Annotated in this window: 12 protein-coding genes; 4 read left to right on the top strand and 8 right to left on the bottom strand. The window is 69.2% G+C overall.

Annotated elements, in window-relative coordinates:
- Nucleotides 1-140 precede the first annotated feature (140 nt).
- Complete coding sequence (locus ACWD3H_RS22595; protein ID WP_451956369.1) at nucleotides 141-893, bottom strand: alpha/beta fold hydrolase; 753 nt, start codon at nucleotides 891-893, stop codon at nucleotides 141-143.
- Complete coding sequence (locus ACWD3H_RS22590; protein ID WP_451956368.1) at nucleotides 890-3046, bottom strand: acyl-CoA dehydrogenase; 2157 nt, start codon at nucleotides 3044-3046, stop codon at nucleotides 890-892. Before ACWD3H_RS22590 ends, ACWD3H_RS22595 begins: the two co-directional genes overlap by 4 nt.
- Nucleotides 3047-3499: 453 nt before the next feature.
- Between ACWD3H_RS22590 and ACWD3H_RS22585 the strand changes: the two genes are divergently transcribed.
- Nucleotides 3500-4498, top strand: a complete 999-nt coding sequence (locus tag ACWD3H_RS22585) for an acyl-CoA thioesterase (RefSeq protein WP_451956367.1) — start codon at nucleotides 3500-3502, stop codon at nucleotides 4496-4498.
- Between the two features lie 63 nt (nucleotides 4499-4561).
- On the opposite strand, the gene ACWD3H_RS22580 is transcribed toward ACWD3H_RS22585, so the two are convergent.
- Nucleotides 4562-6430, bottom strand: coding sequence for an acetate--CoA ligase family protein (locus ACWD3H_RS22580; protein ID WP_451956366.1), 1869 nt, complete (start codon nucleotides 6428-6430; stop codon nucleotides 4562-4564).
- A gap of 343 nt (nucleotides 6431-6773) precedes the next feature.
- Between ACWD3H_RS22580 and ACWD3H_RS22575 the strand changes: the two genes are divergently transcribed.
- Both ACWD3H_RS22575 and ACWD3H_RS22570 read left to right on the top strand, forming a co-directional pair.
- Nucleotides 6774-7298 (top strand): FAS1-like dehydratase domain-containing protein, encoded by a 525-nt coding sequence (locus ACWD3H_RS22575; protein ID WP_451956365.1) that lies wholly within the window; start codon nucleotides 6774-6776, stop codon nucleotides 7296-7298.
- A gap of 13 nt (nucleotides 7299-7311) precedes the next feature.
- The gene (locus tag ACWD3H_RS22570; protein ID WP_451956364.1) at nucleotides 7312-7737 is read left to right on the top strand and encodes a hypothetical protein; all 426 of its coding nucleotides are present in this window, start codon (nucleotides 7312-7314) and stop codon (nucleotides 7735-7737) included.
- Nucleotides 7738-7912: 175 nt separating this feature from the next.
- Here ACWD3H_RS22570 and ACWD3H_RS22565 read toward each other — a convergent pair whose 3' ends face one another.
- The 4 genes from ACWD3H_RS22565 to ACWD3H_RS22550 all read right to left on the bottom strand — a co-directional run bounded on the left by ACWD3H_RS22565 (nucleotide 7913) and on the right by ACWD3H_RS22550 (nucleotide 11269).
- Nucleotides 7913-8368, bottom strand: coding sequence for an ArsR/SmtB family transcription factor (locus tag ACWD3H_RS22565; protein WP_451956363.1), 456 nt, complete (start codon nucleotides 8366-8368; stop codon nucleotides 7913-7915).
- 127 nt (nucleotides 8369-8495) lie between these two features.
- The gene (locus tag ACWD3H_RS22560) at nucleotides 8496-9287 is read right to left on the bottom strand and encodes an enoyl-CoA hydratase/isomerase family protein (RefSeq protein WP_451956362.1); all 792 of its coding nucleotides are present in this window, start codon (nucleotides 9285-9287) and stop codon (nucleotides 8496-8498) included.
- A gap of 92 nt (nucleotides 9288-9379) precedes the next feature.
- Nucleotides 9380-9751 (bottom strand): hypothetical protein, encoded by a 372-nt coding sequence (locus ACWD3H_RS22555; protein ID WP_451956361.1) that lies wholly within the window; start codon nucleotides 9749-9751, stop codon nucleotides 9380-9382.
- A 51-nt stretch (nucleotides 9752-9802) separates the two neighbouring features.
- Nucleotides 9803-11269 (bottom strand): carboxyl transferase domain-containing protein, encoded by a 1467-nt coding sequence (locus ACWD3H_RS22550; RefSeq protein WP_451956360.1) that lies wholly within the window; start codon nucleotides 11267-11269, stop codon nucleotides 9803-9805.
- Between the two features lie 111 nt (nucleotides 11270-11380).
- Between ACWD3H_RS22550 and ACWD3H_RS22545 the strand changes: the two genes are divergently transcribed.
- Complete coding sequence (locus ACWD3H_RS22545) at nucleotides 11381-12058, top strand: alpha/beta fold hydrolase (RefSeq protein ID WP_451956359.1); 678 nt, start codon at nucleotides 11381-11383, stop codon at nucleotides 12056-12058.
- A 50-nt stretch (nucleotides 12059-12108) separates the two neighbouring features.
- Here ACWD3H_RS22545 and ACWD3H_RS22540 read toward each other — a convergent pair whose 3' ends face one another.
- Nucleotides 12109-13587, bottom strand: coding sequence for an NAD-dependent succinate-semialdehyde dehydrogenase (locus ACWD3H_RS22540; protein ID WP_451956358.1), 1479 nt, complete (start codon nucleotides 13585-13587; stop codon nucleotides 12109-12111).
- Nucleotides 13588-13764: the final 177 nt, after the last annotated feature.

Genomic DNA, 13764 nt, shown 5'->3' with positions numbered 1-13764 from the left:
GATCTTTTGCCTACTGCGGTCGGTCAGGCGGCGCCTCGCCGCGTTGTCGTCGGTCACCGCAGCACGCTGCGGCTCCCTCCTCCGCCTTGCGAGACGCCGCCTGACCGATCCTCGCCACGGCAAGATCTGCAGGACAGGACCTAGAGGGCATCGGAGCGATCGAGGGTGGATCGCACGAGCCGCAGCAGCGGAGCGGGATCGTGGCTCCACAGGTCATGGCCCGATCCATCGAGTGTGTGGATCTCCACGTGCGGCAGCGACCGCCGGTAGCGCTCGACCGTCGCGTCGTCGACGAGCACCCCGCGCCGGGTGCCTCGTACCACGACGACGGGGCCGCGCAGTTCGATGAGCTGCTCCCACAGTGATATCTCGACAGCGTCACGCTGGAGCCCGCGCACGACGTGGGCCGGCACCCGCTCGGCCAGGGGCGTGCCCCGAAGGGACGAGGTGAGTGCCTGGTCGGGCCAGGTTTCCGGCAGGGCCGCGTGCCGGGCCCAGTAGTCGCCGACCAGGAACCCCCTGACGCGCCCGGGATGGCGCAGCGCGTAGCCGAGGCCGTAGCCGGCCCCGCGTGAGATCCCGACGATCGTGAATTCGTCCAGCCCCGCCGCGTCGACGATCGCCTCGAGATCCGCGAGGTGCTCCTCCCAGCCGTATCCGGTCGGGGGCGCGTCGCTGCGGCCTCGCCCGCGGAGGTCGACGGCCACGGCCCGTCGCGGGCTGAGCGCGTCGAGCAGCCAGGCGTACTCCTCGGCGCGCTCACCGAACCCCGGGATGACCAGTACCGCTCCGCCCGCGGAGTCGTCCGATCCGCCCGCGATGTAGTGGAGCCCTACGTCGCCGTTCGCCGCCCACCCCGGCCGTACCCCCGTGTCCCCGCCGGCCTCGGTCATGACAGCATCGGGTCGCGCGGCAGGTTGAGCAGGCGCTCGGCGATGACGTTGCGCCCGATCTCCGAGGTGCCGCCGGCGATGGTGAGGCACCGGTCGAAGAGGTACTCGAAGAGCACCTCGGGCTCGCCGCCGCCCACGACGGCGGCACCGGCGATACGGAGGCCGAGTTCCGTGACGCGCTGGGCGTGCTCGGCGGAGAGCAGCTTGGTGATGTTGCCCTCCGGGCCGGGGGCGCCACCGGCGACGGCCCGGGCCGCCTGGCGGAGGTTGAGCAACCGCATCGCCTGCTCCTCGGCGACGAGCTGCGCGGTGGCGCGCTCGTTGGTCACGTCACCCGGCGTGTGCCGGTTGAGCAGGGGCAGCAGGTCGTGCGCGGAGAGACCTTCGCGGCTGCCGCCGCCGATGGTCACGCGCTCGTTGCCCAGCGTCGCGCGCGCCACCGTCCAGCCCTGGTTGACCTCGCCGACCACATCGGCGTCGGGGACGAACACGTCGTCGAAGAACACCTCGTTGAACAGCGCCTCGCCGGTGATCTCCCGTAGTGGTCGCACCTCGACGCCGGGGGCGTCCATGTCGATGACCACGGTGGTGATGCCACGGTGTTTTGCAGCGTGGGAGTCGGTGCGCACGGTGGCGAGACCCCGGTTGCAGTTCTGCGCCCCGCTGGTCCACACCTTCTGGCCAGTGATCCGCCAGCCGCCCTCGACCCGCGTCGCCTTGGCCTGGACCGCGGCCGCGTCGGAGCCGGCACCGGGCTCGCTGAAGAGCTGACACCACTGCAGCTCACCCAGCAGGCTCGGCCGGATCCAGCGCTCGACCTGCTCGGGGTTGCCCTGCTGGGCAAGCGTGAGCGTCACCCAGCCGCCGATGCCCAGGTTCGGGATCTCGACGCCGGCGAGCTCCTCCTCGATCACCAGCTGCTCGACCGCGCCGGCCGCCCGGCCCCAGGGCTTCGGCCAGTGCGGTACGAGATAGCCGGAGTCGACGAGCGCGGTACGCCGTTCGCTCTCGGGCAGGGCCGCGTAACGCTGCGCGAAGTCACGTGCGTCGGCGCGGTACGTCTCCGCCTCCGAAGGCAGGTCGAGGCTGTAGTCACGGAGCAGGCCGGCCTGGGACAGCCGAACGATCTCGTCCTCCGCCGCGGAGACCGGCCCGAAGAGGGCGGCCGACGCGACGGCACGCCGGAGGTAGAGATGGGCGTCGTGCTCCCAGGTGAAGCCGATGCCGCCGTGCAGCTGGATGTTCGTCTGCGCGTTGCGGACCGCCGCGTCGAGGGCCGTCGACGCGGCGACCGCGGACGCCAGCGCCGACTGCTCCTGGGCTCCGAAGGCGCGGGCGGCGTCCCACGCGACGGCGGTGGCCAGTTCCGCGCTCACCAGCATGTTGGCGCAGTGGTGCTTCACCGCCTGGAAGGTGCCGATCGTGCGCCCGAACTGGACGCGTACCTTCGCGTACTCGGTCGCCATCTCGACGCAGGCGTGGGCGATGCCCGCGGCCTCCGCGGCCGTCAGCGCGCGGGCCAGCCGCAGCGCCGTCGCGCGCGCGCCGGGCAGAACGCGTCCGTCGTCCATCGCGACGCCGTCGAGGTGAACCGCGGCGGTCGGGCGGGTGGGGTCGACTCCGTCGAGCGGCACCACTCGCACGCCGGGAGCGTCGGAGTCGACGATGACCAGGTCGTCGTCGACGGGCAGCACCAGCAGGGCGCCGGGGAGACCGCCGCCCAGCACCTGACCTGCGTCCCCGCTCACCGTGCCGCCGGTGTCCCGGGCCAGGGCGCCTCCCAGGCCGAGTGCCGCGGTCCGCGATCCGTCGGTCAGCGAGGGCAACAGCCGCCGGCGCGTCTCAGCGGTCCCGGCGGTCGCGATGACACCGGACGCCAGCACGGTGGGCAGGAAGGGGCCGGGCGCCACCACCCGTCCGAACTCCTCAAGGATGACGGCGAGCTCGGGCACGCCGTAGCCCTGCCCGCCGTACTCCTCGGGAATGTGCAGGCCGAGCCAGCCGAGCTCCGACAGTTGCTTCCAGTACGGCGGCGGTGTCTCCCGGGTCTCGTCAAGCCGTTGCCGTGCCGCCGCACGCGCGTCCTGGTCGGCGAGGAACGCGCGCGCGACCTCGGCCAGCGTGCGGTGCTCGTCAGTGATCGCCAGGGCCATTGCCCCTCCACTTCGGTCACAGAGTCAAGTGTCAGCGTCGAGCGCCGACCGCTCTCATAAGGGTTACCGTATCCCTTGCGAAAAGCAAGGGACCGGCTAGGTGCCCGCCTCGGCGTGGGTGATCGCGACTTTCGCCTGAGCCGGTTCCGCTGAGGCGACCCGCTGGTCGCCGTGTCGACCGGCCGGTACGCAGGCGCGGGAGCCGGTGTCCGGGCGATGGCCTGAGGAACTGCCGTGCGTCGGGCGTCCGCGAACGGCGGGGCGTTGACCATCATGCCGGATGTCTTTACGGTAAGTAATACCGTATTATTGACTACAAAGGGTTCGGGGCCGGTGGGAAAGTCTCGTCACGGCGACGTCGCGGTGGCATCGAGGCGTACGAGGCCCGCCGGTGGCGCGCGGAGCACGTTCCGCGGGAAGGTCAGGTAAACACATGCTGCTCGGGTCCGTGTCATGACGGCCGACGCAAGGGTGCTGCGAGGTACGGAGGATGGTCCCGGCAGCGGTTTCGACCCCGCACGGGCGCTCACCGGTGATCGGCCGGGTGGGAGCTCGAAGCCGGTTCTCCGGCCCGCCAGCGGGCTGGTCGAACTGCTCGATCTGGAGCGCGTCGACCGTGACCTGTTCCGGGGAGTGAGCAAGGACTTGGACAGCGTCCGGGTGTTCGGCGGACAGGTGATCGCCCAGGCTCTGGCCGCGGCCGGGCGCACGGTTCCGCCGGACCGCCCGGTGCACTCGCTGCACGCGTACTTCGTGCTCGCCGGTGACCCGAGGATCCCCATCGTGTACCGGGTGGAGCGGACGCGCGACGGCCGCTCGTTCACGACCCGGCGCGTCGCCGCCATTCAGGACGGTGAGGTGATCTTCAGCCTGTCCGCCTCGTTCCACATTCCCGAGGACGGCCCGGAGCACCAGATCACACCGCTCACCGGTACGGATCTCGGAGGCGTGCCGGCCGAGGGCGCGGCCCGGCGGGACCCCTATGGGGAGGGGGCGGATCACGATCGCGTGATGAGCGCCTTCCCGGTGGACGTGAGGTGGGTCGAGACCGGCTCGTTCGACGCCGATCCCAGATCTCCCCGCCAGCGCAACTGGTTCCGGGCGGACGGCGATCTGCCCGACGACCGGCTCGTGCACGCATGCGCGCTGGCCTACATGTCCGATCTCAGCCTGCTGGCGGCCGCACTGCCCCCGTCCGGGCTCTCCCCGCTGCGGGGTGAGGTGATGATGGCCAGCCTTGATCACGCCATGTGGTTCCACCGGCGGTTCCGAGCCGACGAGTGGCTTCTCTACGACAACGAGGGGCCGACCGCGGGTGGCGGGCGCGCGCTCGTTCGCGGAGAGATGTACGACCTCTCCGGCCGCCTCGTCGCCTCGGTGGCACAGGAGGGGTTGTTGCGCCGTGTCACCGGCGCTGCGCGCCCAAGCGGTGGTGTGCCCGGCCGTTCCTGAATCCGGCGACGGAGGAGGGCGAGCCGGCTGTCCGGGGCCGGCTCGCCTGCGTGACCTCCAGGTTCAGGAGCGGATCGTCTCGTCCCTGATGAGGCAGAACGCGTCGACGGCCATGAAGCCGGATCTGCTGTAGACCAGCGAGTTGATGTCGCAGGAACGCATCCATTCCCTGGCCGCCGTGGCCAGTCTTCCCGCGGCCATCAGGATGCCCGCCAGAGCCTCCCGTCCCCGCCAGGTGTCGTGCGCGTTGTGCATCATCGTGGCGTCGGCGAACTCCGCGATGAGGGATCGGGCGTCCCCCGGGCTCAGCGGTGCCATACGGCCGCCGACCTGCTGCGGAACCTCGTTGAAGATGCCGCCGGGGCCGAAGACGACCAGTGGGCCGAGATCGCTGCCGGGCAGCATGCCGATGAAGGCCTCACCGAGGATCTCCAGTTGCGGCTGCACCACGACGAGCGGCGACATGCCGCGCCGCACGGCCAGCGCCCGCAGATCGCCGATGGCGTCGGTGAGGTCCGCGGAGGGAACGTCGGAGCGGACCGTGTCCTGCACCTGCCGGTACCCGGTTTCGGCGAGTCGCACCAGATACGGCCCGGGAAAGCGGAACCGCACGGCCACCGGGTCCTCGTCAGCCCGCACCAGGTGATAGGGCGCGACCGGGATCCCGGCCGCGCTCAGCATCTCCATGGTGGACGCGAACGGGAGCATCTGCCCGCCGGGCAGGGACGTGGTCGTCACGTCCGGGCGGGGCAGGGTGGTCGAGGTGACAGGCATCTCCCACCCGGAGGCCTCGCGGTCACGGGAGAACGCCCCGAGGTCGTGCGGGGCACACCGGATCGCATTCCTCTTTCTCGGTATGGCCCCCAGCAGGCCACCCGGGCGAGCGGCGTCCCAGGCACTCACCACGGACGGGCCGGGAGCGGTGCCGTGGGCAGGGGAGCCGAGACCGGCCGGCAGCACTGCCGCCGAGTCCGACCAGATGTGGTCGGCCACGCGGCGGGGGAGACCGCCGTTCATGGTGACCGCGCCTGACCCGCGGCTCCCGTCGTGCCCCGGCTGTTCGAGGGTCGCCAGGCGGTCCGCGAGTTCCTCGGGGGAGGTCACCACGGTGATTCCGGCTTGACGCATCGCGATGTCGTACATCCACACGTTCTCGGCCGGATCCGATCCCGCCCGCGATGACCTGACACCACGGTCGAGCTTGAGCATCACGATCGGCTTGCCGGAGCCGGCGGCACGGCGGGCCGCGGCGAAGAACGCGTCGGGCCTGCGGATCTTCCGAACCACCAGGCCGATGGCGTGCGTGTCAGGGTCGGTCGCCAGGAACCCGAGGTAGTCGGCGAGGTCCGTGACATCCTCTTTGCCGGTACTGATCAGCAGGTTGAAGCCACATCCGGAGCGGTCCAGGGCCATTCTCCAGCTCCGGCCGAGCAGCGCACCGCTCTGTGACACGACCGAGACCCCGCCCGGGCGGCGCCGGCAGGAGTCGGCGAGGGTGAGGCTGATTCGCTGAGGGACATTGACGAATCCGCGGCTCGCGGGGCCGATGAGCGGGAGGCCACCGCTCCTGGCGGCTTCCGTCAGGCGGATCCGCGCGGCTGTGCCTGCACAGCCGCCCGCGACGGAGACCAGTCCTCCGACGTCGAGCCGGCCGGCCTCCTTCAGCAGCGCGGTGGTGCCCTCGGTCGCGAGCATCGACATGACGACATCTATCGGGCGGCCGATTGACGATAGGTTCGGGTAGGTGTGACACCCGAGCACGGTGTCCTGGTCGGGATTGACGAAGAAGACCTCGGTGTCGCCGCCGAGGGCCGGATAGATGCGTTCGTGAGAGCCGGATGCGTTGTTGAGGCCGACGACGGCGATGGTCTGCGGCTTCAGCAAGCGGGTCAGAGCTTCACGGTCGACCACGGTGCTGGTCTGAGCTTTCACGGTCACCCTCCGAGCCAGCAAAACTTCCATGTTTCGCTAACATTGAATCTATAAGTAGGGTAAGTAAAATTTGGCCCCACGGTCAATGGGGCCGGATCACGAGTCGGCGGCGGCAGGGTCGCTGCGGGGACTCCACCCTCGAAACTCTGGGCGGCGATGATCTGAACTGCCGTCACTCCCACGGATCGGCGTGCTCGGACGATTCTGTCGTCTGGGGCCGGGAGGGAGATCGCATGTCCGGCGGGCGCGGTGCCTGGCACCGGATGGATGCTTGACGGGGAGCAAGTGGTTCGGTAGTTCTACAATCATCGAAAAATAAGTTCAACGCAACATGGAGGCACATGTGCCAGGGACCGCAATCTCGGAGCCGATGCGGGCCGCTGTCGGTTCCGAACTGGGGCGCCGAGTCAGCTTCGCAGTCTCCGAGTCCGACATCCGGCGCTGGGCTTCGGCCGTCTACTGGCCGGAGCAGCCCCCGCGACTCTTCTGGGACGTGGCATACGCGGCGGGCACGCGGCACGGAGGCATCGTCGCTCCGGAGGATTTCAATCCCTTCGCCTGGATGTGCGCCGAGATCTGGGCCTCCGGAGCTACTGCCGACGCCGATCCCAACGATCCCGACCGGACGGAACTCCTCCTGGGCATCGAGGGGCCGGGGCTGAAGTTCATGCTCAACGGGGGGATGACCGCCGAGTACGGCGAGCGGATCAGACCCGGCGATGTGATCACGAGTGTCAACCGGCTGGAGTCCTACTCGGAACGAGAGGGGCGGCTGGGGCTGATGCTCATGACCGTCACCGAGGACACCTGGACCCGAGCCGACGGAGTGCTCGTCAAGCGCAACCGCAACACCCTCATCCGCTACTGAAGGACAACGAGCAATGACGAATCCGATAGCTGTCGCGCAGGTCAAGGTCGGTCAGGAGATCCCGTCGTTCTCGCGGGAGACCGGATTCCCGGTCTGGAACCGTTATGCCGCCGTCAACGATGAGTTCGTGCCGATCCACATGGACGACGAGGCCGGTCGTGCGGCCGGGTATCCCTCGGCCTTCGGGATGGGCAATCTCCAGTGGGCGTATCTGCACAATGTCCTGCGGGACTGGATGGGGGAGGAGGCCACCGTCGTCAGCCTGTCGTGCCAGTTTCGCGGTGCCAACACCAAGGGGATGACGCTGACCGTGTCCGGCACCGTCACCGCCGTGCGCGAGGAGGGCGGCAGGCGCTACGTGGATCTCGACCTGCGTATCCAGGACCAGGAGGGGCACACGCTCACTCCGGGTACGGCCACGTTGGCCCTGGAGAGCTGACGGAGGCTCGGCGAACGGTGAGGTCGGCCAGAGGGAGCCGGATCCGGTAGGCCCTGGCTGTGAGATCGAAAAGCGCGCGGCGAACCGTTGATCCGGCAGGTCCGCTCGCGCGCCGACCGGGGCCGATCGGCTGGATTCGGTGACATCCCGTCAGCCGGCCGGTCCCGAGGAGCGATCACCACGTCAGCAGGACGAAGTCCCGTTCCGCGGGCTCGCCTCTCTCTGAGGCGAGCTGCCGCTTGGTCGCTCGCCGCCGCTTGGTGATCTCCGACTCATGGTCGATCTTTCCCTCCCGCACGGGGCGGGGCGCGGGTGCGAGATTCCACATCTCGTCCATGAGGTCGTGCAGCACGTTCCGACGCAGCGTGTAGTAGTAGTTGCGTCCTTCCTTGCGGACATCGACCAGTCCGGCCTGGATCAGGATCTTGGTGTGATACGAGATCGTCGGCTTGGACACGGGAAGTGTGTCCTCAAGTGTGCTGCAGGCCAGTTCGTCCACGTCCGCCATCTGACGGATGATCTTCCAGCGAACGGGATCTCCAAGTGCTTTGAAGATCTCGGTCGGAGAACTCGGCGCTGTGGTCTGTGGGGTCAGCACGGCGTTCCTTCCTCTCCTGTGGGCGGCCTCCATTGCTATCTAGTTCTAAAAATACCGCAGTATTCTGTCCGGCCTACCGGGATGGGACACGGCAAATTTTTAAATTTACCGCATGTTCACACGTGTGCATGATCGTGGCACCGGTGGGAAGGGGGAGGGGCTAGTTGCCGGTGAAGGCAGGGGGACGGCGTTCACGCTTGGACTGGATCCCCTCATGGACGTCGGAGGTGGCCAGGGTCACCGGCTGGGCGAGTGCCTCCCACTGGAGCGACGCGGCCAGTCCGTTGGCGGACTGCTCCAGGCCCGCCTTCGTGAGGCGGGTGGCGATGGGCGCCGCCGTCGCGATGTGCTGAGCCATCTTGAGGGAGTGATCGAGCACGTCGTCCGCCACCCCGGAGACGAGTCCCCACTCAAGCGCCTCCTCCGCGTTCAGTTCACGACCGGTGTAGAGCAGTTCGCGGGCGCGCGGCACCCCGACCGCCTCGGGGAGCAACCAGGTGGCCGCCATCCCGCCGTGCGTCCCGAGGTAGATGAAGGGGGCGCTGAACCGGGCTGACGTGCTCGCGTACCGCAGGTCGCAGGCGAGCGCGGCACACAGCCCGGCGCCGACGGCGGGCCCGTTGATTGCGGCGATCACCGGGAAGGGCAACTCTCTGGGAGAGAGCCAGGTGCGATAGAACGGCAGCATCCGATCGCGCATCTTGGTCGGCGTGGTGTCGGTGGACGCTCCCTGGTCGAGCCAGGAGAGATCGGCTCCGGAGCAGAAGGAACTGCCGGCCCCGGTGACGACGAGTGCCCGGACGGTGTCGTCCTCGGCGACCTCCGCGATGGCCTCCGTCCAGGCGGCGGTCACCTCGGTGGTCATGGCGTTGCGGACCTGAGGCCGGTTCAAGGTGATCAATCGCACGCCGGGCGCGGGCTCGTCTAGAAGAACGGGATCGTCCGAGCTCATCTCAATATCCTTCATCCAGTGTCGTCCGATGCCACGAGGTATCGCCCCGGTAGACGATCCGACGCCCAAGTGATCTCTAAGACCGCATCACTCTAGCGCCGGACCGCCTGACCACATGCGTGATCGGTGCTTCCAGCAGACGGGGCGAGTTCGTACAGTGCCATCACCGGCGGCCTGGTGGTGTCCATCGCCGGGGTGAAGTCGAGCCGGCCCTCGGCCGCGGCCCTGTCGATGGCCCGCAGGACGGCGGAGGGATCGTCGGCCTCGATCTCGTAGATCGCCAGGTGGTGCTCCGCGGTCGGCGGTCCTTCCGGAGAGGCCACGAACCGGGTCGCCCTGACGATCCCGGGGACGCGCTCCAGCAGTTGCGGAACGTGCACCTGGTCATACCAGGTGTTGAAGTCCGCCTCCTGGTCGGGGCTCGCGGCGTTGGTGTGGACGAGGAGCAGCGCTCTGCGGGTCAAGGGTGTCTCCTTCGATTCGTCGAACGGTTCAGGTGGGGCGAGGGAGGGCGGTCAGCCCGCCGTCCGCAGCCAGGGATGGGTGGCGCGGTCGCTGCGCACGTCACGGTCGCCGGGATCGGCGGAGTCGAAGGCGTGCAGCACCGCCTCGCGCACGGCGTGGACCGACTCCGCCCCATCGGGCAGCAGGCCGTCGACGATGCCCAGACGCCGCAGTTCCGGTCCGGTGATCCACAGCGCGTCCGCCATCTCGGGGGCGCGGTTCGCGTCCCGCATCAGCACCGCGCCGGCGGCCTCCGGCCCGATCACCGAGAACACCGCGCCGTCGAGGATGAAGGTGCGATCGGTGTAGGCGAGAGCAATGGCGCCACCGCTGCCCCCTTCGCCGACGCACACCGAGACGGTCACGCCACGGGTCTGGGACAGGGCACGCAGCGTCCGGGCGATCTCGGCCGCGATGCCGTCGGACTCCGAGCGCGGTCCAGGCTCGGCGCCGGGAGTGTCGACCAGGGTGAGCAGCGGAAGGCCGAGCTGCTCGGCCAGGGCGATGGCGCGTTGCGCGAGCCGGTAACCATCGGGGCTCGGCCGTGCCGCACCGTCCGCCCAGGCGTGCCGGTCCATCGCCACGACGACGGCGCGCCGGCCGCCGATGGTCGCCAGGCCGGCTCGGATCACCGGGTCGACGCCGTGTAGGTCGACCCAGGACGAGCAGAGCGCCGAGGCCCACTCCAGTCCTGACGGGCGCCTGCGTCGGCGGGCGGTGAGAAGGGTCTGCCATCCACCGCCGGTGGACGAGCCGGTGGACGCCGCCGGTGTGGGACGTCCCCGTTCCAGGCGGAGCGGCCGGTCGCGAACCCCCATCACCGCCTCCAGCCAGGCGAGTTCGTCCTCAGGCCGGACGACGGCGTCCACCAGCCCGCTCGCGTAGGCGGACTCGGCGGTGTGCGAGACGGCCGGCGGCAGCTGCCCGGTGACCTGCTGCACCACCCGGGGGCCGCCGAAACCCAGTACGGCGCCCGCGGACGCCGCGCGGATGTCGGCAAGCGAGCCCCAGGACGCGTAGACGCCACCGGTCGTCGGGGAGTGGTAGACGACCGCGGTCAGCAGGCCGGCGGCGGCGTGGGCGCAGCGCGCCGAAGTGGTACGGCCCATCTGGATGAGCGCGACCATGCCTTCCTGCAGGCGCGCTCCACCGGTGCTGGTCATCGCGACCACGGGCAGGCGAAGCTCGGTGGCCCGGCGAAAGGCTCGCGCGATCTTCTCACCCGCGGCGGCGCCCATCGTGCCGCCGAAGTTCTCGTACCGGCTTTCGATCAGGGCCACCCGCAGGCCACCGATCCTTGCCAGCCCGGTACGCACTGATTCGTCTGTCGCCTTCCTCAGCGCGTCGGCATAACCGGGGAAGCACAGCGGGTCACTTCCGCGTAGCTCGGTATCCCACCACTCGGTCACCTCCAGCGAGGACGGCGGGAGTGTCTCCTCGCGGGTCTCGCCGGCGTTCTCGTCGATCCTGCTGGCCACCTTGCACCACCCGATAGTAAGTTGTTCGATAGCCATAAATCTATTGATGAATCTAGCCGTGACCGCCAGTGGACGTCAAACCTCCGGTGGTGGAGCACAGTGGAGGAAGAGATGAGCCCACCCCCCGTACTGCTGGTCCACGGATTCGCCTCGTCGTTCGAACACGGATGGCGGCGGACCGGATGGGCGGACGTGCTGGCGGACGAGGGACGGGAGGTCGTCGGGGTGGACCTCCCCGGACACGGCCTCGCCGGCCGTTCGACCGATCCGGCCGACTACCGCGATGTGGAGGACCGGGTGAGTGCCGCCGTCACAGGTCATCCGGTCGTCGACGCCATGGGGTTCTCAGCCGGGGCCGCGGTGCTGCTGCACCTCGCGGCCCGGGCGGACATCAGGTTCGGATGCCTGGTCCTGATGGGCGTGGGTGACTCGGTGATGCGCGAGCAGGACGTGTCGGCGCTGGTCGAGGCGGTGGAGACGGACACCGCCGACCCGGCGGACGTCACCGCGCGGCTCTTTCACAGGATGGCGCGGGCCGAGGGGAACGATCCCGCGGCGCTCGCGACGTTCCTACGGCGCCGGGTCGAGCCGCTCACCGAAGAGTCGCTCCGCGCGGTGGCGTGCCCGGTGCTGTTCCTCGTCGGTGACCGGGATCCGGTGGGCGTTCCCGAGCGTCTCGGCGCCGTGATCCCGCACGCCCGGGTGCGCGTACTGCCAGGTGCCGACCACTTCTCCACGCTGACCGACCCCCGAGGCATGGAGGTGGCCATGAGGTTCCTGGCCGGTTGAGCAACTCGCCCCGTCCCCTGACCGGGGGCGGGGCGAGGTAGGGGCCGGGGTCAGATGCTGATGCCCACCAGTTTGGTCTCCAGGTATTCGGCGATCCCCTCCTGCGCGCCCTCCCGGCCGAGACCGCTTTCCTTCATTCCGCCGAACGGAGCCGAGGCCGACGTCGGGTTGATGTCGTTGATGCCGACGATGCCGAACCGCAGTGCCTCGGAGACCCGCAACGCCCGGCTGAGGTCCCGGGTGTAGACGTAGGAGGCGAGCCCGTAGTCGGTGTCGTTCGCCATCGCGATCACCTCCCGCTCGTCGTCGAAGACGATGACCGGGGCGATGGGCCCGAAGGTCTCCTCCCGATAGATGTCCATCTCCGGGGTGACCTCGGTCAGGATGGTGGGAGCGAAGAAGTAGCCGCCGTCGACCGTCTCCCCCTCCAGTCGCTGCCCACCCGTGACCAGGCGGGCGCCCTTGGCGAGGGCGTCGGTGACCTGCCTCGCCATCCGCTTGTAGGCGGTCTCGTCGATCAGCGGACCGATGCCGACCCCTTCGGTGAAGCCCGAGCCCGCCCGCATCGCGGAGACCCTGTCCCGCAGCACCTCGACGAACCGGTCCTTCATCGAGCGGTGGACGAACAGACGGTTGGGGCAGATGCAGGCCTGACCGGTGTTGAGGAACTTCACGAGGGCCGCGCCCTTGGCGGCGTGCGCGGGATCGGCGTCCTCGAAGACGATGAACGGCGCGTGCCCGCCGAGTTCCAGCGAGACCCTCTTCATCTGGTCGGCCGCACGGCGGGCGAGCAGCTTGCCCACCTCCGTCGAGCCGGTGAAGGTCAGTTTCCGCACGCTCCGGTCGGTCAGGAAGACCTCGCCCACCGGAGCGGGATCGTCGGCGGTGACGAGATTGGCGACCCCGGCGGGCAGGCCGATCTCGTCGAGGATCCGGAACACCTCGATCGCGCAGAGCGGGGTCTGCTCCGCCGGCTTCAGCACGATCGTGCAACCGGCGGCCAGCGCCGGGGCGACCTTGCGTGTGATCATGGAGATCGGATAGTTCCACGGGGTGATCGCACCGACCACGCCGACCGGCTGCCGCATCACCAGGAAGCGCTGGTCGGCTCGCGCGGACGGAATGGTCTGCCCGTACAGTCGCTTCGCCTCCTCGGCGAACCAGATCAGGAAGTCCGCGGCGTACTTGACCTCCGTGCGGGCGGCACGCAGTGGTTTGCCCTGCTCGGCCGTCATCAGCTTCGCGAGGTGCTCCGAGCGTTCCAGCATCAGCCGGTGTGCCTGGTAAAGGTAGGCCGAGCGTTCGTGGGCGGTACGGGCCGACCAGGTGGGAAACGCCTCCGCGGCGGCGGTCACGGCGGCGGCGGCGTCCTCGGCATCGCCCGCGGCGACGTCACGGATCAACGCGCCCGTCGCTGGATCGTGGACGGCGAACGTCCGGCCGGAGGCCGAAGACCGCCAGGCGCCCCCGATGTACAACGACGCGACCTCGGAGGCGGCTTCCGGGCGGGGATTCGAAGCAAGGGTCATGGTGATGCCTCCAGGCAGCCCTCGATATTAGATCGTTTACCATGTTTGGAACTATCGTGGGAGTCGCGCGCATGTGGCAGGCGTTCCGGGTTGACCCTAGCATTATCGTTCGATAGATTCATAAATGTCTAATAGCTTAAAAGGGTGACATGCATAACCGGTCAACGGATCCGCTCC

The sequence above is a fragment of the Streptosporangium sp. NPDC002607 genome (assembly GCF_053592655.1).
This window is presented reverse-complemented; position numbering and strand designations above follow the sequence as displayed.

Excerpts from the sequence above, each read along its gene's own strand:
- ACWD3H_RS22595 (WP_451956369.1), bottom strand. The coding sequence starts at position 893 with ATGACCGAGGCCGGCGGGGACACGGGGGTACGGCCGGGGTGGGCGGCG.
- ACWD3H_RS22590 (WP_451956368.1), bottom strand. The coding sequence starts at position 3,046 with ATGGCCCTGGCGATCACTGACGAGCACCGCACGCTGGCCGAGGTCGCG.
- ACWD3H_RS22585 (WP_451956367.1), top strand. The coding sequence starts at position 3,500 with ATGACGGCCGACGCAAGGGTGCTGCGAGGTACGGAGGATGGTCCCGGC.
- ACWD3H_RS22570 (WP_451956364.1), top strand. The coding sequence starts at position 7,312 with ATGACGAATCCGATAGCTGTCGCGCAGGTCAAGGTCGGTCAGGAGATC.
- ACWD3H_RS22565 (WP_451956363.1), bottom strand. The coding sequence starts at position 8,368 with ATGGAGGCCGCCCACAGGAGAGGAAGGAACGCCGTGCTGACCCCACAG.
- ACWD3H_RS22560 (WP_451956362.1), bottom strand. The coding sequence starts at position 9,287 with ATGAGCTCGGACGATCCCGTTCTTCTAGACGAGCCCGCGCCCGGCGTG.
- ACWD3H_RS22545 (WP_451956359.1), top strand. The coding sequence starts at position 11,381 with ATGAGCCCACCCCCCGTACTGCTGGTCCACGGATTCGCCTCGTCGTTC.
- ACWD3H_RS22540 (WP_451956358.1), bottom strand. The coding sequence starts at position 13,587 with ATGACCCTTGCTTCGAATCCCCGCCCGGAAGCCGCCTCCGAGGTCGCG.